We start from the raw sequence: 20,090 nt of genomic DNA on the forward strand, positions 1-20,090 counted from the left end.
GCCTCGGGCTCAGCGCCGCCGTCGCGAGTGCGCGGCCCGCCCGTTCGTGCCGCCGACCTCGACGAGCACGTCGAGCAACCGCTCGGCGGAGGCGCCCCAGGTGAACCGGCGCGCGACGTCGACGGATGCCTCGGACCGCCGTTCCCACTCCCCGGGCGCGTCGAGCGAGGCGATCGCGCGAGCCGCGGCATCCGCGTCGTCGACGGCGAAGTAGGTCGCCGCCTCGCCGCCGATCTCGCGGAAGATCGGGATGTCGCTCACGACGACGGGCGTGCCGAGCCGCATCGCCTCGACGAGCGGGATGCCGAAGCCCTCGGCCTTCGACGCCGTGACGAGCGCCGTCGCGCCGGAGAGCACTCGCGCGTACTCCTCGTCGGTCGCTCCGTCGTGGAACACGAGTCGCGCCTCGGGCGCCATGCGGGTCAGCCTCTGCCGCTGCTCGTCGGAGACGCGGCTCATGAGGTGCAGTTCGTGGTCGGGCAACTGCGACACCGCGCGCACGAGCGTCTCGACGCCCTTGTACGACATGAACGAGCCCATGTAGACGAGCCGGCCGCCCTCGGGACGGGCGCGCGGCAGCCGTGGCGTGCCGATCTCGTCGGCGGCGTTCTGGACGACCGTGAGCGGTCGCTTCGTGAGGCGGTGCTTCCGGATGAGGCCCGCGCTCGTCTCGGACACCGTCACGACCGCGTCCGCGCGGTTCAGGAGCATCCGCTGCGGCCACCACATCAGGTGGTACAGCCGCCACAGCACCCGCACGAAGGCCGGCAGGTCGCGCGGCGGGGTGCGGTTCTCGTAGTAGATCAGGTCGTGCAGCGTCAGCACCAGGCCGTAGTCGCGCCCCCACGAGCCCATGGTCTGCATGGGCGAGAAGACGACGTCGGGCCGGAGCTTGCGCACCTGGCGGGCGACCCACGGCTCGCGCACGCTCGTCGGCCCGCTCACGATCTCCCACGGCAGCGCGGGCAGCTTGTCGAGCTGCCGGTGGTCGCTGATCAGCATGGTGAGCGGATGCCGCTCGGCGAGTTCGGCGACGATGCCCGCCGTGAACCGGCTGATGCCGTCGTGGTGGTCGATCCGGACGTACCGGCAGTCGACGACGAGCCTCACGCCCGCTCCCCCTCGACGAACACGCGGATGTGTCCCGCCGCCTCGCCGGGCGTCTCGTAGTGGATCAGGTGGCCGACGTCGGGGATGACGGCGAGCGTCGCGTCCTCGAAGAGCGGCCGCAGCCGGTACTGGGCCTCGAGCGGCGTGACGTCGTCCTCCTCTGCGACGACGAGCAGGGTGGGAGTGGAGATCGCGGGTGCGTACTCGCGCACGTCGTGGCCGACGGATGCCTCGAACGCCTGGAGGACGGCGTCGCGGTCGTCGAACGCGGAGAAGTACCGGTCGTGCTGGTCGTGGATGAAGCGTCGCAGCTCCGGATCGCGGGTCTTGGCCATCGTGACGCTCATGACCCGCACGATCGCGCCGTTGCGGAGCAGTGCGAAGCCGGCGCGTTCGGGGAGGGCCGCGGCGGCCCGGTAGTAGCCGACGGCGAGCCTCGTCATGATCGCGCGCGGCCCCTCGAGCGCGGGCGCCCCGATCGGGTTGAGCAGGATGAGACGGTCGGGCGCGAGGCCGGCTGCCACCGCGGCGCTCGTGACGATCGAGCCGAACGAGTGGCCGAGCAGGGTCCATTCGCCGGCGTGCGCCGCGGCATCCGCCACGCCCGTCTCGTCGACGAAGGCGACGAGCCAGTCGGCGTACGCATCGATGTCGTGCGGTCGGTCGGCGAACGTCGACGACGCGCCGAACCCGGGCAGGTCGGGGATGATCACGCGGTATCCGGGGAGCTTCGCCACGATCGGCTCGAGGCCGTGGTGGTCTCCGCGGAAGCCGTGCACCGCGACGATGACGGGGCCGTCCTCCGGCCCGTACTCCCACCATGCGGTCTCGCTGCCCCGGACGAGGGCACGGTGCTCGCGGACGGGGATCCGCGCGAGGTCGACGGCGTACGGTGAGGCGATCATCCCCAGCATCCTACGGCGCGTCACCTGGGCACTGTCGGAGGCCGCCGATACCGTGACCGGCATGGAGCCCTCCCCCGTCGCATCCTGGGCCCACACCCTCGCGGTGTTCGACCTCGAGACCACCGGCATCGACATCGACACGTGCCGCATCGTCACCGCCCACGTCGGCGTGATCGGGGCCGACGGGGCCGTCCTCGAGCAGCGCCAGTGGCTCGTCGACCCCGGCGTCGAGATCCCGACGGCGGCCACGCTCATCCACGGCGTGACGACCGAGCGGGCGCGACTCGAGGGGCGGCCCGCCGCGCAGGCGGTCGCCGAGATCATCGACGCGCTGCGGGATGCCGCGGGCCGCGGCTACCCGATCGTCGCCTACAACGCCGCATACGACCTGTCCGTGCTGCACCGCGAGGCCGAGCGCTACGCGCACGACGCGTTCCGCGGCCCGGGCTTCGTGATCGACCCGCTCGTGATCGACAAGGCCGTCGACCGCTTCCGGCGCGGCAAGCGGACACTGACGGCGGCCTGCGAGCACTACGGGGTCGAACTCACCGCGGCGCACGACGCGGGCGCCGACGCGATCGCCGCGGGCCGGGTCGCCCAGGCCATCGCCCGTTCGTTCCCCGAGGTCGCGGCGACGACGATCGCCGAGCTCCACGCCAGCCAGGTCGACTGGTCGCGCGAGCAGGCCGAGAGCTACCAGGAGTGGCGGCGGATGAACGGCGAGCCCGAGTTCACCACGTCCGGGGCGTGGCCGCTCCGCTGAATCCGGGCCGGAAGTCCGTCGCGCCGCAGCGCCCGAGGTGGGAGTCTTGAGCCATGGCGGAACGACTCCCCGAACGCCCAGCGACCGACGCGCTCGTCGAGTCGAGCGCCCTCTGGATCCTGGGCGACAGCCCGCCCGGCTTCCTCGTCGACGCGGCCGTCGAGGCCACCGTCGCCGGGCTCGACTCTCCCGCGCTGCACGAGCTCGCCGGCATGTCCGACGCGGACTCGCCGTGGGACCTCCGGGAGGCACTCGGACGTGCGCTCTCCGAACTCGGGACCGCCGTGCCCGACCCGCGGGACCCGGCCACGCTGCGGCTCGCGCTCCGCGAGCTCGCCGCGCAGTTCCTGCACGAGCGCATCTCGATCCGCGAGCTCGTCGACCGCGCGCGCTCGGTGATCGACGAGGGCACGGGCACGCCGCACGAGGCGGCGGCACTGCTCGCCGCGGGCGAGGCGCTCGATGCCGGGCGCATCACCGCGCATCAGGCGCAGCTCGACGCGCTCGACTGGGCCGCGGGGCTCACCCGGGCATGACGAAGGGGCGGGCGACCGGAGTCGCCCGCCCCTGTCGTGGAGCGTCTTACGCGCCGAAGCCCTTGAAGCGCTTGTTGAACTTCTCGACGCGACCCGCCGAGTCCATGATGCGCTGCTTGCCCGTGTAGAACGGGTGCGAGGCCGACGAGATCTCGACGTCGATCACCGGGTAGGTCTCGCCGTCGAGCTCGATGGTCTTGTCGCTCGTGACCGTCGAGCGGGTGAGGAACGTCTCGCCCGAGGCGAGGTCGCGGAAGACGACGGCGTTGTACTCGGGGTGGATGTCGGTCTTCATGAGAATCCTTGCTTGATCGGATGTTGGGGTCATCCCGCCTCGAGGGCAGGGAAGTGCGTCGGCCTTTGGCCAAAACACGATTCTAGCAGAGACGGGCCTCTCGGTGCGTCACCGTGCGGCGCGCGCCGTGTAGCGGCCGTCTCGCTCGCTGAGCTCGATCGGCATGCCGAAGGTGTCGCTGAGCGTCTCGGACGTGAGCGCCTCGGCGATCGGTCCCGCCGAGCGGATCCCGCCGTCGGCGAGGAGCAGGGCGTGCGTGAAGCCCTCGGGGATCTCCTCGACGTGGTGGGTCACCATGACGATCGCGGGCGACGACTTCGAGGACGCATAGCCGCCGAGGAGCGCGACGAGCTCCTCGCGAGCGCCGAGGTCGAGGCTCGCCGCCGGCTCGTCGAGCAGCAGCAGTTCGGGATCGGTCATGACCGAACGCGCGATCTGCACCCGCTTCTGCTCTCCGTCCGACAGGCTGCCGAAGCGGCGCTCCGCGAAGCCGTCGAGGCCCCATTCCTTGAGCACGCGCTGCGCACGACGGTCGTCGATCGACTCGTACTCCTCGTTCCATCGGCCGGTGACCGAGTACGCCGCGGTGAGCACGGTGTCGAGCACGCTCTCGTTCCGCGGGATGAGCCGGGCCATCGCCGTCGAGGCGAACCCGATCATCGGGCGAAGCTCGAACACGTCGACCTTGCCGAGCGCCTCCTGCAGCACCTCGACCGAGCCGCGCGTGGGGTGCATCGCGGCCGCGGCGATCTGGAGCAGCGTGGTCTTGCCCGCGCCGTTCGGCCCGAGGACCACCCAGCGCTCGTCGGAGGCCACGTTCCAGTCGATGTCGTCGAGGATCGTGTTGCCATCGCGAATCACCGACACATGCTGGAACTGCAGAACCGTAGACGCCATGGTCTCCAGCCTAGTGGGACCCGGCGGACGGACCCGCGCACGCGGCACCCCTCAGCGGCCCGCCAGGACGCGCTCGTAGAGCGCCCGCGTCTCGGCCGCGATCGCGTCCCACGCGAAGTGCTCCTCCGCGCGCCGTCGGCCCGCCGCGCCCATTTCGCGCGCGCGGTCGGGATCGGCGACCACGCGTTCGAGCGCAGCGGCGAGATCGGCGACGAACCGGTCGGGATCGAGCGGCGTACCGGTGCCGTCGTCGTGCTGCTCGATGGGCACGAGCACGCCCGTCACGCCGTCGTCGACGACCTCGGGGATACCGCCCGTCGCCGTGCCGACGACCGCCGCGCCGCACGCCATCGCCTCGAGGTTCACGATGCCGAGCGGCTCGTACACCGAGGGGCAGACGAAGCACGTCGCCGCGGTGAGGAGCGCCGTGAGCTCGTTCCTCGGCAGGTGCCGGTCGATCCAGACCACGCCCTGGCGCGTCTCGGCGAGATCGTCGACGAGCCCCGAGACCTCGGCCATGATCTCCGGGGTGTCGGGCGCCCCGGCGCACAGCACGAGCTGCACGTCGTCGGGCAGGGATCGCGCCGCGCGCAGCAGGTACGGCAGGCCCTTCTGCCGCGTGATCCGGCCGACGAACACGATCGACGGGCGGTCGGGGTCGAGCCCGAGCGATCGCGCCAGGTCGGGGTCGTCGTTGGGGCGCCAGTCGGCGAGGTCGATGCCGTTGTACACGACCGAGACCTTCGCCGGGTCGATGTCGGGGTACGAGCGCAGGATGTCGCGGCGCATCCCGTCGCTCACGGCGATCACGGCGTCCGCGTCCTCGAACGAGGCGCGCTCGACCCAGCTCGAGACGCGGTAGCCCCCGCCGAGCTGTTCGGCCTTCCAGGGTCGGAGCGGCTCGAGGCTGTGGGCGGTGACGACATGCGGGATGCCGTGCAGCGCCTTGGCGGTGAAGCCCGCGAAGTTCGCGTACCAGGTGTGCGAGTGCACGAGGTCGGCGCCCGAGGCATCCTGCGCCATCAGGAGGTCGACCCCCATGGTCGACAGCGCGGCGTTCGCGCCCGCGAACTCGGTCGGCGTCGGGTACGCCGTCGTCCCGGCCTCGTCGCGCGGCGCACCGAAGCACCGCACCCGCACGTCGATGTCGCGGCGGAGTGCGCGCACGAGCTCGGCGACGTGCACGCCGGCTCCACCGTAGATCTCGGGCGGGTATTCGCGCGTGAGCAGGTCGACTCGCATGCGGCCACGTTAGTCCGAATCGGTCGCGCGCCGTCAAGAGTTGCGGTCACGCGCCGTCAACCACCTGTCGTCGGCGGCGTCCTGCTGACTACGCTGGGCACATGGCTACGCGGAAGATCTTCGGAATCGTGCTCGCGGGCGGCGAAGGCAAGCGCCTCATGCCCCTGACCGAGGACCGCGCCAAGCCCGCGGTGCCGTTCGCGGGCCAGTACCGCCTCATCGACTTCGCGCTGTCGAACCTGATCAATTCGGGGCTCCAGCAGATCGTGGTGCTCACCCAGTACAAGTCGCACAGCCTCGACCGGCACGTGTCGCAGACCTGGCGCCTCGACGGCATGCTGGGCTCGTACGTGGCATCCGTGCCGGCGCAGCAGCGCCTCGGCAAGCGGTGGTTCTCGGGGTCGGCCGACGCGATCCTGCAGAGCCTCAACCTGATCTACGACGAGCAGCCCGACATCATCGTCGTCGTCGGCGCCGACCACGTCTACCGCATGGACTTCAGCCAGATGATCCAGGCGCACATCGACTCGGGCGCCGAGGCGACCGTCGCCGCCATCCGCCAGCCGATCTCGCTCGCCAACCAGTTCGGCGTCATCGAGGTCGACGCGAATTCGCCGGACCGCATCCACCGCTTCCTCGAGAAGCCGAGCGACCCCGACGGGCTGCCCGACTCGCCGGGCGAGGTGTTCGCCTCGATGGGCAACTACGTCTTCAACGCCGACGCGCTGATCGACGCCGTGCTGCAGGACGGCGAGCGGACCGACTCCAGCCACGACATGGGCGGCGACATCATCCCCGCCTTCGTGTCCCAGGGCAAGGCGGGCGTCTACGACCTCAAGGGCAACGAGGTGCCCGGCTCGACCGACCGGGACCGCTACTACTGGCGCGACGTGGGGACGATCGACTCCTTCTTCGAAGCCCACCAGGACCTCATCTCGGTGCTGCCCGTCTTCAACCTGTACAACCAGGAATGGCCGATCTTCAGCCAGCAGGTCAACTCGCCTCCCGCGAAGTTCACGCGCGACGCGCGCGGCTCGCTCGGCACCGTGATCGACTCGATCGTCTCGCTCGGCTCGGTCATCTCGGGCGCGCACGTCGAGCGCAGCGTCCTCGGTCCGTGGGCGATCGTCGGCTCGGGCGCGAACGTGTCCGACTCGATCCTGTTCGACCGTGCCCGCATCGAGGCGGGGGCGACGGTGCGACGTGCCATCCTCGACAAGGAGGTCGTCGTCGAGGCCGGTGCGCACATCGGCGTCGACCGAGCCGAGGACCGCGCGCGCGGCTTCGTCGTCACCGACAGCGGCATCACCGTCGTGGGCAAGGGGTCCCACGTGCGGAAGCACGCGTGAGCCACGGCACCACCGGCCGCTCCGGCGGCCTCCTCGTCGTGCTCGACGCCGATTCGACCCTGATCCGCGAGGAGGCCATCGAGCTGCTCGCCGAAGCCGCGGGAAGCCTCGAGCACGTGGCGGCCGTGACCGAGCGCGCGATGCGCGGCGAACTCGACTTCGCCGCGAGCCTGCGCGAGCGGGTCGCGACCCTCGCCGGCCTGCCGGTCACCGAGGTGCTCGCGGCGCGCGCGCGGCTCACGCCCACGGCGGGCGTGGAGGAACTCATCGGCGGAGTGCACGCCGCGGGCGGTCGCATCGGCGTGGTCTCCGGCGGATTCCACGAGCTGCTCGACCCGCTCGCCGAGCGTCTCGGGCTCGACTTCTGCCGCGCGAACCGACTCGACGTCGAGGGCGACCGGCTCACCGGTCGGGTGCTCGGCGACATCGTCGACGCGGAGGCGAAGCGGCGCGCGCTCGAGGAGTGGTCGGCAGCCTCCGGCACGCCGCTCACGCGCACGATCGCGGTCGGCGACGGGGCGAACGACCTGCGGATGCTCGAACGCGCCGCGCTCGGCGTCGCGTTCTGCGCGAAGCCGGTCGTGCGGGCTCAGGCGGATGTCGCGATCGACCGGGTGGACCTCAGCGGCGTGCTCGCACTCGCGGGACTGCGCGGCTGATCCCGCTCGTCGCTCGCGGCTGGGAGTCGCGTGCGAACCCGTCGCAGTCGGCACCGGTCGGGCCTAGCCTGACGTCATGGACAGCCGCATCGTCGCACGTTCGTCCGCCGTGGGCGCGTTCGCCGCGCTCCTCATCGCCTCGGTCGCGTCGCCGGCCGCCGCGATCCCCCCGTCGTCGGCCGGCGGTGGTGCGGTCGAATCGGTCATCGAACTGCCGGACGGCTTCCAACCGGAGGGCATCGCGATCGCGCCGGGCGGCACCGCCTACTTCGGATCCCTCGCCGACGGCGACATCTACGCCGCCGACCTGCGGAGCGGCGAGGGCGAGGTGGTCAGCGAGGGTCCGGGCACGCCCTCCGTCGGCCTCGACCTCGACGCCATGGGCCGCCTCTTCGTCTCGGGCGGCGATGCCGGCGATGCGCGCGTGATCGACCCGGCCACCGGCGCGGTGCTCGCGTCCTACCAGCTCGCAGACGGCTCGGGATTCGTCAACGACGTCATCGTGACCCGGGATGCCGCGTGGTTCACCAACAGTTTCGCCGCTGAGCTCTACCGGCTCCCGCTCGGCCCCGGCGGAGCGCTGCCGGAGCCCTCCGAGGTCGAGACGGTTCCGCTCGGTGGCGAGTGGGTGCAGCAGGGCTTCTTCAACGCCAACGGCATCGTCGCCGCGCCCGACGGGAAGTCGCTGCTCGTGATCCAGAGCTCGACCGCGACGCTCTACCGGGTGGACCCGGCGACCGGGGACGCGACCGCCGTCGACCTGGGCGGGGCGAGCCTGCACAACGGCGACGGGATGCTCGTGATGGGCCGCACGCTCTACGTGGTGCAGAACCAGCTCAACCAGGTGGCCGAGATCCGGCTCGACCCGTCCGGCACCGCCGGCGAGGTGGTCGACACGCTCACGAGCACCGACTTCGACGTGCCCACGACGGTGGACTCGTTCGGGAACGGCCTCTACTTGCCCAACGCGCGGTTCGGCACGCCGCCGACGCCGACGACCACCTACGAGGCGATCCGCATCGATCGCTGACGGTCACGGCGCGGTCGGCGCCGGGGACGTGGCATCCGCCTCGCTAGTGCCCCATGCCGAGGCCGCCGTCGACCGGGATGACGGCGCCGGAGATGTAGCCGGCGTCGTCGCCCGCGACCCATGCGACGACCTTCGCGACCTCGGACGGGGTCGCGAACCGGCCTGCCGGGATGCTCTTGCGGTACTCGGCCTGCTGCGCCTCCGGGAGCGCGTCGGTCATGTCGGTCTCGATGAAGCCCGGCGCCACGACGTTCGCGGTGATTCCCCGCGCGCCGAGCTCGCGCGTGATCGAGCGTGCCATGCCGACCAGCGCGGCCTTGGACGACGAGTAGTTGACCTGCCCGGCGCCGCCGTAGAGCCCGACGACGCTCGAGATGAGCACGATGCGGCCGAAGCGGGCCTTCAGCATGCCCTTCGACGCGCGCTTGACGACGCGGAACGCCCCCGTCAGGTTCGTGTCGACGACGCTCGTGAACTCCTCCTCGCTCATGCGCATGAGGAGCGTGTCGCGCGTGATGCCCGCGTTCGCGACCACGACCTCGACGGCGCCGAGCTCGGCCTCGATCTCACCGAAGGCCCGGTCGATCGACTCGGCGTCGGTCACGTCGGCGCGGACCGTGAGCGTGCCCGCGGGGCCCTCGCCGGAGCGCGCGGTCACGGCGACGCGGTGACCCTGCGCCACGAACTCCTCGGCGATCGCGTAGCCGATCCCCCGGTTGCCTCCGGTCACCAGCACCGTGCGGCTCGTGGTCATGGCGGGACTCCGTCTCTCTCGGGGGTTGTGGGGGCGATCGCGCCGAATCCGACGCGGGCGACCCGATGGGTCCGCGACAGGGGCCGCGCGACCCGTCCCAGCATAGAGCTTGCCGAGTACGCGGCATCCGTCGACCGGAGCGGACGTAGGCTTGAGGTGAGGAGCGCCGCAGTCCACGGCGACCACCATGAAGCACCCACCCCTGCAGTCGATCACGTCGCTGCCTCCGTCGCCTGAGGAGGAACGCCGTTCGCGCATGATCAAGTACACGGTCATGATGTCGATCCGTGTCGTCTGCATCATCGCGCTGCTCTTCGTCCAGGGCTGGTGGCTGCTCGTCTTCGCGCTCGGCGCGGTGTTCCTGCCGTACTTCGCGGTCGTCGTCGCGAACGTGGCGACGACGCGGCGCTCCGACGTCGAGAGCCCGGGCGGGCTCGTGCCGTTGCCCCGTGCCGACGGCGGTACCGACTGGACGACGACGGACGCCGCGGGCGCTCCCGGGCCCGCCGCCGGTGATGACGCCGCTCCCGCGGCCGACGCCGACACCGACCACCCCGGCGACGATCGGGAGGGCGACCGGTGATCGGCCTCTCCTCGGCCGCCCCGCAGGGCGGCTGCTCCCGCGCGGGGTGCCGCGAGCCTGCGACATGGCGCATCGACTGGCGCAACCCGAAGATCCACGCCGAGGACCGCGTGAAGACGTGGCTCGCGTGCGACGAGCACGTCGAGTACCTGCGCGAGTTCCTCGCGTCGCGCTCGTTCCCCGTGCGGGTCGAGGCGTTCGAGGCGACGGATGCCGCGCCCGAGGCGCCGCTCCGCCGTGACGCCGTCCCGGGCGGTGAGGGCGCATGAGCCGCTGGCGGTTCCTCGCATCGCCCCGGTGGGCGGGCTACCTCGCGCTCGTCATCGTGTTCGCGATCGCCTGCTCGGCACTCGGCACCTGGCAACTCAACCGTCGCGCCGAGGCGCTCGCCGAGGTCGCGCGCATCGACGCGAACTACGACGCCCAGCCGGTGCCGCTCGCCGAGGCGCTCCCCGGGCGCGACGACTTCGACATCGACCAGCGGTGGCAGGTCGTCGCCGCCACGGGCGAGTACCTCGCGTCCGAGGAGGTCGTGGTCCGCAACCGACCCTTCGGCGGCAGCACCGGCTTCGAGGTGATCACGCCGTTCCTGCTCACGGACGGCACGGTGTTCATGGTCGATCGCGGCTGGATCCCGCAGGACTCCGACGGCCGGCCGTCGGTCGTCGCGCCACCGCCCGCGGGCGAGGTGGAGATCACCGCACGCCTCAAGGCCGGCGAGGGGCGGATCGCCGGCCGGACGTCGTCGGGCGCCGAACTGGCGACGATCGACCTCGACGAGCTCGCCGAACGGGTCGACGCTCCCGCCTACACGGGCGCCTACGGCATCCTCATCCAATCCGGCGCCACTGCGGGCGAGCCGCCGGTGGCGCTCCCCCGCCCGGTCCGCGACGAGGGCCCGCACCTGTCGTACGCGCTGCAGTGGTTCGTGTTCGCGCTGCTCGCCTTCATCGCGCTGGCCTGGTTCGCGAACCAGGAGCGCAAGGTGCTCGAGGCGGATGCCGCGGGCGGCGGTTCGTCGCCGTCCGACGGCGATCGCGTGGCCCGGGGTGGGCGTTCGCCCGCCGCGGAGTCGACGGGCCGATCGGGTCGCCCGGTCGAGCAGGCGCGTCCGGCGAAGGCGGATCGGCGCCGCTCGGATGCCGACGTCGAGGACGAGATCCTCGACCGTCGGTAGGACTCCTCCGAGGGACCCGCGGATCGCTTCGTGGCACGAGGCGACCGACCTCTGTGACGGACGCCGGTCGCATGTGCGAGCCTAGGCATCCTCGGCACACTGACGGAGGACGGGCTCGATGCGGCGACTGCACTACGGCATGAACGTGTCCGCGGACGGCTACATCGCCGCGCCGGGCGACGACCTCGGCTGGAGCGAGCCGAGCGACGCGCTGTTCCAGTGGTGGCTCGACGAGGAGAGGGCGATCAGCCTGTTCCTGTACGGGCGCAGGCTGTGGGAGACCATGAGCTCCTACTGGCCGACCGGCGACCGCCGGCCGGGCGCCACTCCGGCGGAGATCGAGTTCGCTCGGAACTGGCGGGACACGCCGAAGGTCGTGTTCTCGTCGACGGTCGCAGAGGTCGACTGGAACACCCGCGTGGTCACCGGCGACGCGGTCGCGGAGATCACACGGCTCAAGGCCGAGGACGGCGGGCCGATGAGGGTCGGCGGCGCAGCGATCGCCGCGGCGGCGATGCGGTCCGGCCTCGTCGACGAGTTTGCGATCGTCACCCACCCCGTCCTGCTGGGCGGCGGCACGCCGTTCTTCACCCGGCTGGACAGCCGGGTGCGCCTGGACCTGGTGGAGACCCGGACGTTTCCCGGCGGCGTGGTCCTGACCAGGTACGAGACGCGACGCTGAACGCGACGCCTCTCCGTGACGAGGACGTCGTCGAGGGGCTCAGGCACCCCGCGGCCGAGCCCGGGCGTCGGCCGCCTCGGGGACGCGCAGGATCGACGTCATCCTCTTCCCGCGGGCGACCTCGTCCACCAGCTTGTCCATGTAGCGGATCTTCTGCATGAGCGGGTCCTCGATCTCCTCGACGCGGACGCCGCAGATCACGCCCGTGATGAGCGCGGCGTTCGGGTTGAGGGCGGGGGCGTCCGCGAAGAACGCCTCGAGGGTGCGCCCGTCCGCGATCGCCTCGGCGAGGCCCGCGTCGTCGTACCCCGTGAGCCAGGTGATGACCTGGTCGAGCTCCGCCCGCGACCGGCCCTTCCGCTCGACCTTCTGCACGTAGAGCGGGTGGATGCTGCCGAAGCTCATCCCGAAGATCCGATGTCCGGCCACGCGTCCCCCTCCGATCGAAGTCACCCTCCCCCGAGCCTACGCGGAGGAGGTCGGCCTCGCGTCACTCCCCCTCCCGGCACGGAACGGGGATGATGGGTCCATGCCCGCTGCCCACCGCCCCGGCCTTCGGGTCGACTCACGGCTGACGATCCCCGAGGCCGAGCTGACGTGGCGCTTCTCGCGGTCGTCCGGTCCCGGTGGGCAGGGCGTGAACACCACCGACTCCCGGGCGGAACTCGTGTGGGACGTGGCCGGCTCGGGCGCCCTCACCCCCGTGCAGCGGGAGCGGCTCCTGGAGCGTCTGAGCGGCCGCGTCGTCGACGGCGTGCTGACCGTCACGGCCTCCGAGCACCGCGCGCAACTGCGCAACAGGAACGCCGCCCGCGCTCGGCTCGCCGCCGTGGTGGCCGAGGCCCTGCGGCCGCCGTCACCGTCGCGGCGACCGACCCGTCCGAGTCGCGGTTCCGAGGAGCGGCGCCTGAAGGCGAAGAAGCGGCGCACCGACGTCAAGCGACTGCGGCGCCCGCCGGACGACTGACCACCGAGGTGGCCGCCGTGGGTTGCGGCCCATCCGCAGCACTCGGAGACTGATCTCGCACCACGACGCGGGCCGCGTCCGTTCCGGACATCGACGGGAGGGGGCTGTGCGCAGGAGTTCGGAGGGGACTGCGGGCATGGACATGTTGAAGGGCGACCAGATCGCCGAGGCCGACCTGACCGAGTGGCGCAAGCTCGCCCAGGGGCTCCACGCCCGCTACCTGGTCGACGACTTCGGCGCCGGCGTGCGGTTCGTCCAGGCGGTCGGCGAGGCGGGAGACGCGCTCGGGCACCATCCGAGCGTGTCGATCGGCAGTGGGCACGTCGATCTCAAGCTGGTGAGCGCGGACGCCGTCTACCGCGACGACGAGGGCACCGAACACGTCGTCGAATGGGTGACCCGGCTGGACGTCGACCTGGCGCGGCGGATCACCGAGATCGCCGCCGACCATGGGATCGCCGCCGACCCGACCTCGGTCAGCGTCATCGAGCTCGGACTCGACACGGCGCGCTCCGCGACCATCGCCCCGGTGTGGGCCGTGCTGTTGACGGGAGACGCGGCGGCGCAGGGCCATGGCTCCCCCGGCGACGAGATCCGGGACGCCACGGGGCGGGTGCCGAACCTGTGGTTCGGGGACGCCGACGGGCACGCGACCTCGCGTCAGCGGTTCCACGTCGAGGTCTACGTCGCGCCGGAGGTGGCCGAGCAGCGGATCGCCGCCGCCGTCGCCGCGGGTGGTACCATCGTCGACGACAGCGACGCGCCGTCGCTCACCGTGATCGCCGACCAGGACGGCAACACCGGGGTCGTCTGCGTCGACGCGTCCGCTGCGGCCGGGGACTGAAGCGCGTGCGAGAGGTCGACCCGTCGATGCGAACGTCGGGACCGTCGTCAGGGGAGATCTCCCGCAGGGTCACGCTGCTCTTCTCGGGCGCGAGCGTGGTCGGTGCGCTGATCGTCTTCCTCTACTTCGCGCTGATCGATCCGATGCCGGTCGACGACGACGCGGTGCGCTCGCTCCAGACCGAGGGCATCGTGACCTTCGCGGTGGTCGGGCTGGTCATCCTCGGCGGTGCGCTCGCGATGGTCATCTGGCTCGGGCGACCGATCCGGAAGTGGCTGGGCCTGATCGAGGCCGGCACGCCCGCATCCGAGATGCCGCCGAAGGTCGCGCGCCTGGTGCTGACGTGGCCGCTGATCGGAGCCTCGCTGGTCGCCGTCAGCAGCCTGCTCGTGGCCGTGTTCTTCGCGATCCTCTACGACGATCCGGGGAACTTCGTCGGGATCGCCATCGGCGGCGCCGTCGCGACGACCATCGTCTACTTCGGCACCGACCTCATCTGGCGGCAACAGATTCCGACCTTCTTCCCCGATGGGAACCTGAGCAGCATCCCCGCGTTCCGGCTCCTGGTGCGGAGGCGCCTGCTCCTGGCCTTCATCCTGATCGGCGGGCTCACGCCGACGCTGCTCGTGGTGCTGTCGCAGGTGCGCACGCGAGCCGTGCTCGAGGCCGGGAACCCGCAGGCGATCCTGGACAACCTCATCGTCGTGCAGCTGTTCGTCCTCGGGGTCGGGTTGGCCGCCGGCCTGATCACCGCGGTCCTCGTCGCGCGCGCCATCGTGGGGCCGCTGGAGGCCCTGGAGACGGCGATGGGTCGCGTGGAGGACAACGAGCTCGACACGACGGTCGCGGTGACCACCAACGACGAGCTCGGATACCTCGGCGAGCGATTCAACTTCATGACGGACGGGTTGCGGCAGGGCGAGCGACTCCGGGAGCTGTTCGGCCTCTACGTCAGTGCCGAGGTCGCTCAGGCCGCCGTGGAGACCGGGACCGGGCTCGGTGGCACGCTCGTCGACTGCTCGGTGGTCTTCTCGGACATCCGTGACTTCACGACGCTCAGCGAGCGGATGCCGCCCGCGCGACTGGTCGACGTGATCAACCGGTACATGACGGCCATGGTGTCGGTCGTCGTCGATCACGGGGGCGTGGTCACGCGCTTCGGAGGAGACTCCATCATGGCGGTCTTCGGCACGCCGCTGAATCCCATGGACGATCACGCCGACCGCGCGGTGAGGACGGCGCTCGGGATGCGTCGGGCGCTGGCGGCCTTCAACCGGGACGCGACCGTCGACGGGCTCCCGAACCTCCAGGCGGGGATCGGCATCGCGAGCGGGCCCGTCATCGCCGGCAACATCGGCGGCAGGGAGCGGATCGAGTACACCGTGATGGGCGATGCCGTCAATCTCGCCGCTCGGCTGGAGGACCGGACCAAGGATGCCGGTGCCCCCATCCTCATGAGCGCCGAGACCTACCGCGCGCTCGACGGACGCCGGGACCTGCCCGCCAGGGCGCTGACGGACCTGCGCATCAAGGGGAAGCGGGACCCGGTCACCGCCTACGCCATCTCCGACTGACCCGGAGCGGAACGTGGCCGGTGCGTCTGCGGCGTCGACCCGCTATGCCAGCTCGATGAGCTCCTGGTACTCCCGGCTCCAGTGGTCCTCGACGCCGTCGGGCATGATGAGCACGCGCTCGGGGTTCAGCGACTCGACCGCGCCGGGGTCGTGGGAGACGAGGACGACGGCGCCCTCGTAGTGCGCGAGCGCGTCGAGGATCTCCTCGCGGCTGGCGGGGTCGAGGTTGTTCGTGGGCTCGTCGAGGAGGAGGACGTTCGCGCCCGAGACGACGATCGTGGCCAGGGCGAGTCGGGTCTTCTCGCCGCCGGAGAGCACGCCTGCGGGCTTGTGCACGTCGTCGCCGGTGAACAGGAACGAGCCGAGGACCTTGCGCGCCTCGGTCTCGGTGAGGTTCGGCGAGGCGCTCACCATGTTCTGCAGCACGGTCCGCGAGACGTCGAGCGTCTCGTGCTCCTGCGCGTAGTAGCCGATGCGCAGTCCGTGCCCGGCCTCGACGACGCCGGTGTCGGGGCGATCGACGCCCGCGAGGATGCGGAGCAGCGTGGTCTTGCCGGCGCCGTTCAGGCCGATGATGACCACCTTCGAGCCCCGGTCGATCGCGAGGTCGACGGCCGTGAAGATCTCGAGCGAGCCGTAGCTCTTCGAGAGGTCGGCGGCGGTCAGCGGGGTGCGCCCGCAGGGCGCGGGCGTCGGGAATCGCAGCTTCGCGACGCGGTCGACGCTGCGGACCTCCTCGAGCCCGGAGAGGAGCTTCTCGGCGCGGGCGACCATCTGGTGGGCGGCGGCGGCCTTCGACGCCTTCGCGCCGAATCGCGCGGCCTGCTGCTGCAGCGCGGACGCCTTCTTCTCGGCGTTCGCGCGCTCCTTCTTGCGGCGCTCCTCGTCGGCGGCCCGCTGGCGCAGGTAGTGCTTCCAGCCCATGTTGTAGACGTCGATGATCGAGCGGTTCGCGTCGAGGTAGAACACGCGGTTCACGACCTCGCCGACGAGCTCGACGTCGTGGCTGATGACGATGACGCCGCCCTTGTAGTTCTTCAGGAACTCGCGGAGCCAGACGACGGAGTCGGCGTCGAGGTGGTTCGTCGGCTCGTCGAGGATCATCGTGTCGGCGTCGGAGAACAGGATGCGCGCGAGTTCGATGCGCCGCCGCTGGCCGCCCGAGAGCGTCTTCAGCGGCTGGTCGAGGATCCGGTCGGGCAGGTTCAGGTTGGACGCGATCGATGCCGCCTCGGCCTCGGCGGCGTATCCGCCGAGCGCGGTGAACCGGTCGGTCAGGGTCCCGAAGCGCTTCATGGCCTTCTCGGCGACGACTGGGTCGGTCGACCCCATCCGCTCGGACGCCTCGCGCATGCCGACGACGAGCGAGCCGAGCCCGCGGGCGTCGAGGATCCGCGTGCGGGCGAGCATCTCGGGGTCGCCCGAGCGCGGGTCCTGCGGGAGGTAGCCGATCTCGCCCGACCGGTCGATGCGGCCGCCGGTGGGCAGCGTCTCGCCCGCGAGCGTCTTGGTGAGCGTCGTCTTGCCGGCGCCGTTGCGGCCCACGAGGCCGATCTTGTCCCCTGAGGAGACGCGGAAGCTGACGTCCTCCATGAGCAGGCGCGCACCGACGCGGATCTCGAGGTCGTGGACGGCGAGCACGGTGACCTCCGGGGCCGGGAGCGGGTTGGGTTGGCGTGCCGAGCGGCACAGCCCTCCAGTCTAGCCTCGGGCGACGGATGCCGCGTGTCGGCGGTGCGCGGCAGACTGGCCGCATGCCGACCGGTTCCTCCCAGCTCGCGCGCGCGGTGCGCCTCCAATCGCACGGGTTCCGCACCCCGGCCGACGACGCCGCGAGCGTCGTCGAGCGACTGGGGGCGGTCCAGGCGCAGGACCTGGGCGCCGCGAAGTGGGTCATCGGGTCGCGGATGGCGCGGTCGACGCCCGGCGCGATCGACGCGGCGCTCGCCGACCGTCGGGTCGTGCGCTCCTGGCCGATGCGCGGCACGCTGCACATCCTGCCGACGCGGATGCTCCGACCCACGCTGAGGCTCACGTCGCCGCGCGTCCTCGCCAACGCTCGGCGGCGACACGAGGCGCTCGAGCTCGGCGAGGCCGAGTACCGGTCGGCGCGCGATGCGGTCGAGCACGAGCTCGCCGGGGGCGCCACGGCCACGCGCGACGAACTGTCGACGCTCTGGAGCACGGCGGGGATCGAGGCGAACGGCCCGAGGACCTACCACCTGATCTGGTGGCTGGCGCTCGACGGCGTGCTGTGCGGCGGACCCGTCGACGGCCGGGTGCAGCACTTCGCTCTGCTCGACGAATGGGCGCCGCCCGGTGCCGACGAGCACGACTCCCCCGAGCGGACGCTCGCCGAGCTCTTCAGCGCGTACGTCCGCGGTCACGGCCCCGTGACGCTCGCCGACTTCGCCTGGTGGAGCGGGCTGACGATGCGCGACACGCGCATCGCGCTCGACGGCGCCGGCGACCGGGTCGAGCGGTTCGCCGATCGTCCTTCCGATGACAGGCCCGTCCGGTACGTCGAGTCCGGTGCGACGGATGCCGCGGCATCCCGCCCGAGCGGCGCGCTCGCGCTCGCGGGGTTCGACGAGTACTACCTCGGCTACGCCGACCGCTCGCCCGTGTGCGATCCGCGGTTCGGAGACCTCGTCATCCCCGGCGGCAACGGCGTGTTCCAGCCGACGCTCGTGCTCGACGGCCGGGTCGTCGGCACGTGGAAGCGCACGGGCACGGCGGCGAAGCCGCGCGTGGAGCTGCGCTGGTTCGAGTCGGGGTCCGCCGACGCCGCGGCGCGCTTCGAGCGGCCGGTCCGCGCGTGGGCGAGGTTCCAGGGCCTCGACCTCCAGGGGATCGACTCCACGGCGCCCTGACCCGGCCGGCCCGGGCGGAAGCGGTCGAGGGGCCGTACCGGCATGCGCCGGCACGACCCCTCGCGTCGTGTTCGCCCGGCCGCGCTGCGCGGCCGAGCGGATGCGATCACTCCTGGACGAGCGCCGCCTGCAGCTCGAGCGTGATCGTGACCTGCTCGCCGAGGAGCACGCCGCCGGTCTCGAGGGCCGCGTTGTAGCTGAGGCCGAAGTCCTCGCGGTTGATGACGGCCTTCGCCGTGGCGCCGCCCTTGTAGTTGCCGTACGGGTCGCCGCCGAAGCCGCCGAAGTCGAAGTCGAACGTGACGGGCTTGGTGACGCCGCGCATGGTGAGCTCGCCGTCGACCTTGAACTCGCCGCCCTCGACGCGAACGCCGGTCGAGACGAAGTCGATGGTCGGGTGCTGCTCGGCGGCGAAGAAGTCACCCGTGCGGAGGTGCGCGTCGCGGTTGGGCTCGTTGGTGGTGATCGAGGCGACCTCGGCCGACGCGGTCACGCGCGACTCCAGGGGGTCCTCGGCGGTGATGAACGTGGCGTCGAAGCGCTCGAACTTGCCCCTGACCTTGCTGATCATGAGGTGGCGGATGCTGAAGCCCACCTCGCTGTGCGTCGGGTCGATCGTCCAGGTCCCGGCGCGGTAGCCGGGGATCTCGATGGTCGTCGCGGTCGTCGTCATTCGGGGTCTCTCCCAGTCGTTGCGTTCACGGGCCGGTTGGCCACGAAGGATGCAAACGCATGGACCGGAGCGATCTATTCCCCGGTTCCCGAAACGAGTTCGCGTCGCAGTTCCATGACGCGGATCGCGGCCTCCTCCAGGCGTTCGGGCGGGATCCGCCCGTCGGCCACCGCACCGGCGATCGAGGCGGCGAGCCCGTCGACGCTGATCCCGAACTCGGACGGGTCGGACGGGAGCACGTAGAGGAGCAGGTCAGTGCCCGCGGCGACGGCGCGGATGGCGTTCTCCCCCGGGTCCGCGTACTCCGGAAGCCCGTTGTGCTGCAGCATCAGCATGTCGTCCGTGACGAGCACGCCCTCGAACCCGAGTTCGTCCCGCAGGATCCGGTGCCACTCCTGGGAGAGCGAGGCCGGCGCCGCGTCGACCGCCGGGTAGCTGAGGTGACCGGTCATCACGAGTTCGACGTCGGCGTCGATCGCCGCCTCGAACGGCACGGCCGGGCCCGCCTGCCACTGCTCGAGCGTCAGCGGGGCGGACGGCACCGACACGTGCGAGTCCCCGGGCGCGGCACCGTGCCCCGGGAAGTGCTTGACGGTGCTCGCCACCGTGCCGCGCTCGCCCTCGACGGCCGCGGCGACGTGCTCGGCCGAGGCCTGCGGGGACGTCCCCAGGATGCGGTCGTAGATGAACGAGGCCGGGTCGTCGGTGACATCCGCCACGATGCCGAAGTTGATGTTCACGCCGGATGCCTCGAGCGCGGCCGCACGCGCGGCGAACGCGTCGCGCGTCGCCGCCGCGGGCTGGTCGCGGAGCTCGTACGGACCCGGCGCGGGATCCCAGGCGATCCGGCTCACGATGCCGCCCTCCTGGTCGATGCCGATCAGGGTCGCCGCATCCGGATCGGACTGGAGGGCGCCCGTCAGTGCGGCGAGCTCGGCCTCGGAGCCCGGCATGTTGTCGCCCATCAGGATGACGCCCGCGATGCCCTGGTCGACGAGGGCGCGCATCGCGGTCGGATCCGTGCCGGGCGCGTGCAGCATCAGCAGGGATGCCGCGCGCTCCCGGTCGGTCATGTCGGCCACGCGCGCGGTCGCCCACTCGGCCGGAGTGGGCGGTGTCGGCGTGGGCGTGGGCGACGGGGAGGGCGCAGCCGCGCTCGTCGTGGGAGCCGTCGGCG

General features: G+C 71.7%; 23 protein-coding genes. 13 read left to right on the forward strand and 10 right to left on the reverse strand.

The window, feature by feature from the left end:
- Positions 1-9 precede the first annotated feature (9 nt).
- Positions 10-1,110, reverse strand: coding sequence for a glycosyltransferase family 4 protein (locus ESO86_RS02240; RefSeq protein ID WP_129233272.1), 1,101 nt, complete (start codon positions 1,108-1,110; stop codon positions 10-12).
- Positions 1,107-2,015: an alpha/beta fold hydrolase gene (locus ESO86_RS02245; protein ID WP_129233273.1), complete on the reverse strand. Its 909-nt coding sequence runs from the start codon at positions 2,013-2,015 to the stop codon at positions 1,107-1,109. Before ESO86_RS02245 ends, ESO86_RS02240 begins: the two co-directional genes overlap by 4 nt.
- Positions 2,016-2,076: 61 nt before the next feature.
- Here ESO86_RS02245 and ESO86_RS02250 point away from each other — a divergent pair, with 61 nt between their 5' ends.
- Positions 2,077-2,778: an exonuclease domain-containing protein gene (locus ESO86_RS02250; protein ID WP_129233274.1), complete on the forward strand. Its 702-nt coding sequence runs from the start codon at positions 2,077-2,079 to the stop codon at positions 2,776-2,778.
- Positions 2,779-2,831: 53 nt separating this feature from the next.
- On the forward strand, positions 2,832-3,314 hold the full coding sequence (locus ESO86_RS02255; RefSeq protein WP_129233275.1) for a hypothetical protein: 483 nt from the start codon (positions 2,832-2,834) through the stop codon (positions 3,312-3,314).
- Between the two features lie 46 nt (positions 3,315-3,360).
- Here ESO86_RS02255 and ESO86_RS02260 read toward each other — a convergent pair whose 3' ends face one another.
- The 3 genes from ESO86_RS02260 to glgA form a co-directional block, all read right to left on the reverse strand.
- Positions 3,361-3,609 carry a type B 50S ribosomal protein L31 gene (locus ESO86_RS02260; RefSeq protein WP_129233276.1) on the reverse strand — a complete coding sequence of 83 codons (249 nt, stop codon included), beginning with the start codon at positions 3,607-3,609 and terminating at the stop codon, positions 3,361-3,363.
- A 108-nt stretch (positions 3,610-3,717) separates the two neighbouring features.
- Complete coding sequence (locus tag ESO86_RS02265; protein ID WP_129233277.1) at positions 3,718-4,506, reverse strand: ABC transporter ATP-binding protein; 789 nt, start codon at positions 4,504-4,506, stop codon at positions 3,718-3,720.
- A gap of 51 nt (positions 4,507-4,557) precedes the next feature.
- Positions 4,558-5,748, reverse strand: a complete 1,191-nt coding sequence (glgA, locus tag ESO86_RS02270) for a glycogen synthase (RefSeq protein ID WP_129233278.1) — start codon at positions 5,746-5,748, stop codon at positions 4,558-4,560.
- 101 nt (positions 5,749-5,849) lie between these two features.
- Between glgA and glgC the strand changes: the two genes are divergently transcribed.
- From glgC to ESO86_RS02285, 3 genes are all read left to right on the forward strand, one after another.
- Positions 5,850-7,097: a glucose-1-phosphate adenylyltransferase gene (gene glgC, locus ESO86_RS02275; protein ID WP_129233279.1), complete on the forward strand. Its 1,248-nt coding sequence runs from the start codon at positions 5,850-5,852 to the stop codon at positions 7,095-7,097.
- Positions 7,094-7,756 carry a phosphoserine phosphatase SerB gene (serB, locus tag ESO86_RS02280; protein ID WP_129233280.1) on the forward strand — a complete coding sequence of 221 codons (663 nt, stop codon included), beginning with the start codon at positions 7,094-7,096 and terminating at the stop codon, positions 7,754-7,756. Before glgC ends, serB begins: the two co-directional genes overlap by 4 nt.
- Before the next feature lie 76 nt (positions 7,757-7,832).
- On the forward strand, positions 7,833-8,786 hold the full coding sequence (locus ESO86_RS02285; protein WP_129233281.1) for an SMP-30/gluconolactonase/LRE family protein: 954 nt from the start codon (positions 7,833-7,835) through the stop codon (positions 8,784-8,786).
- Between the two features lie 43 nt (positions 8,787-8,829).
- Here the strand turns inward: ESO86_RS02285 and fabG are convergent, their stop codons facing one another.
- Positions 8,830-9,540 (reverse strand): 3-oxoacyl-ACP reductase FabG, encoded by a 711-nt coding sequence (fabG, locus tag ESO86_RS02290; RefSeq protein ID WP_129233282.1) that lies wholly within the window; start codon positions 9,538-9,540, stop codon positions 8,830-8,832.
- Positions 9,541-9,727: 187 nt separating this feature from the next.
- Between fabG and ESO86_RS02295 the strand changes: the two genes are divergently transcribed.
- From ESO86_RS02295 to ESO86_RS02310, 4 genes are all read left to right on the forward strand, one after another.
- Positions 9,728-10,123: a DUF3099 domain-containing protein gene (locus tag ESO86_RS02295; RefSeq protein WP_129233283.1), complete on the forward strand. Its 396-nt coding sequence runs from the start codon at positions 9,728-9,730 to the stop codon at positions 10,121-10,123.
- Complete coding sequence (locus tag ESO86_RS02300; protein WP_422836467.1) at positions 10,120-10,392, forward strand: hypothetical protein; 273 nt, start codon at positions 10,120-10,122, stop codon at positions 10,390-10,392. Before ESO86_RS02295 ends, ESO86_RS02300 begins: the two co-directional genes overlap by 4 nt.
- Positions 10,389-11,300, forward strand: a complete 912-nt coding sequence (locus ESO86_RS02305; protein WP_129233284.1) for an SURF1 family cytochrome oxidase biogenesis protein — start codon at positions 10,389-10,391, stop codon at positions 11,298-11,300. The genes ESO86_RS02300 and ESO86_RS02305 overlap by 4 nt, the downstream gene beginning before the upstream one ends.
- Before the next feature lie 118 nt (positions 11,301-11,418).
- The gene (locus ESO86_RS02310) at positions 11,419-11,982 is read left to right on the forward strand and encodes a dihydrofolate reductase family protein (protein ID WP_129233285.1); all 564 of its coding nucleotides are present in this window, start codon (positions 11,419-11,421) and stop codon (positions 11,980-11,982) included.
- 39 nt (positions 11,983-12,021) lie between these two features.
- On the opposite strand, the gene ESO86_RS02315 is transcribed toward ESO86_RS02310, so the two are convergent.
- Positions 12,022-12,387: a DUF2200 domain-containing protein gene (locus tag ESO86_RS02315; RefSeq protein ID WP_242492165.1), complete on the reverse strand. Its 366-nt coding sequence runs from the start codon at positions 12,385-12,387 to the stop codon at positions 12,022-12,024.
- Positions 12,388-12,511: 124 nt separating this feature from the next.
- Between ESO86_RS02315 and arfB the strand changes: the two genes are divergently transcribed.
- From arfB to ESO86_RS02330, 3 genes are all read left to right on the forward strand, one after another.
- Positions 12,512-12,949, forward strand: coding sequence for an alternative ribosome rescue aminoacyl-tRNA hydrolase ArfB (gene arfB, locus ESO86_RS02320; RefSeq protein WP_129233287.1), 438 nt, complete (start codon positions 12,512-12,514; stop codon positions 12,947-12,949).
- 136 nt (positions 12,950-13,085) lie between these two features.
- Entirely contained in the window at positions 13,086-13,793 is a 708-nt protein-coding gene (locus tag ESO86_RS02325) for a 4a-hydroxytetrahydrobiopterin dehydratase (RefSeq protein WP_129233288.1), read from the forward strand.
- A gap of 26 nt (positions 13,794-13,819) precedes the next feature.
- Positions 13,820-15,367, forward strand: coding sequence for an adenylate/guanylate cyclase domain-containing protein (locus tag ESO86_RS02330; protein ID WP_129233289.1), 1,548 nt, complete (start codon positions 13,820-13,822; stop codon positions 15,365-15,367).
- A 42-nt stretch (positions 15,368-15,409) separates the two neighbouring features.
- Here the strand turns inward: ESO86_RS02330 and ESO86_RS02335 are convergent, their stop codons facing one another.
- Complete coding sequence (locus ESO86_RS02335; RefSeq protein ID WP_129233290.1) at positions 15,410-17,008, reverse strand: ABC-F family ATP-binding cassette domain-containing protein; 1,599 nt, start codon at positions 17,006-17,008, stop codon at positions 15,410-15,412.
- A gap of 113 nt (positions 17,009-17,121) precedes the next feature.
- Here ESO86_RS02335 and ESO86_RS02340 point away from each other — a divergent pair, with 113 nt between their 5' ends.
- Positions 17,122-18,240 (forward strand): winged helix DNA-binding domain-containing protein, encoded by a 1,119-nt coding sequence (locus tag ESO86_RS02340; RefSeq protein ID WP_165307242.1) that lies wholly within the window; start codon positions 17,122-17,124, stop codon positions 18,238-18,240.
- Positions 18,241-18,346: 106 nt separating this feature from the next.
- On the opposite strand, the gene ESO86_RS02345 is transcribed toward ESO86_RS02340, so the two are convergent.
- Together ESO86_RS02345 and ESO86_RS02350 are read right to left on the reverse strand one after the other, a co-directional pair.
- On the reverse strand, positions 18,347-18,913 hold the full coding sequence (locus ESO86_RS02345; RefSeq protein ID WP_129233292.1) for a YceI family protein: 567 nt from the start codon (positions 18,911-18,913) through the stop codon (positions 18,347-18,349).
- Between the two features lie 74 nt (positions 18,914-18,987).
- Positions 18,988-19,986 (reverse strand): glycoside hydrolase family 3 N-terminal domain-containing protein, encoded by a 999-nt coding sequence (locus tag ESO86_RS02350; protein ID WP_207206984.1) that lies wholly within the window; start codon positions 19,984-19,986, stop codon positions 18,988-18,990.
- Between the last annotated feature and the right edge of the window lie 104 nt (positions 19,987-20,090).

The sequence above is a fragment of the Agromyces binzhouensis genome (assembly GCF_004135055.1).
In the GTDB taxonomy this organism is placed as follows: Bacteria; Actinomycetota; Actinomycetes; order Actinomycetales; family Microbacteriaceae; genus Agromyces; species Agromyces binzhouensis.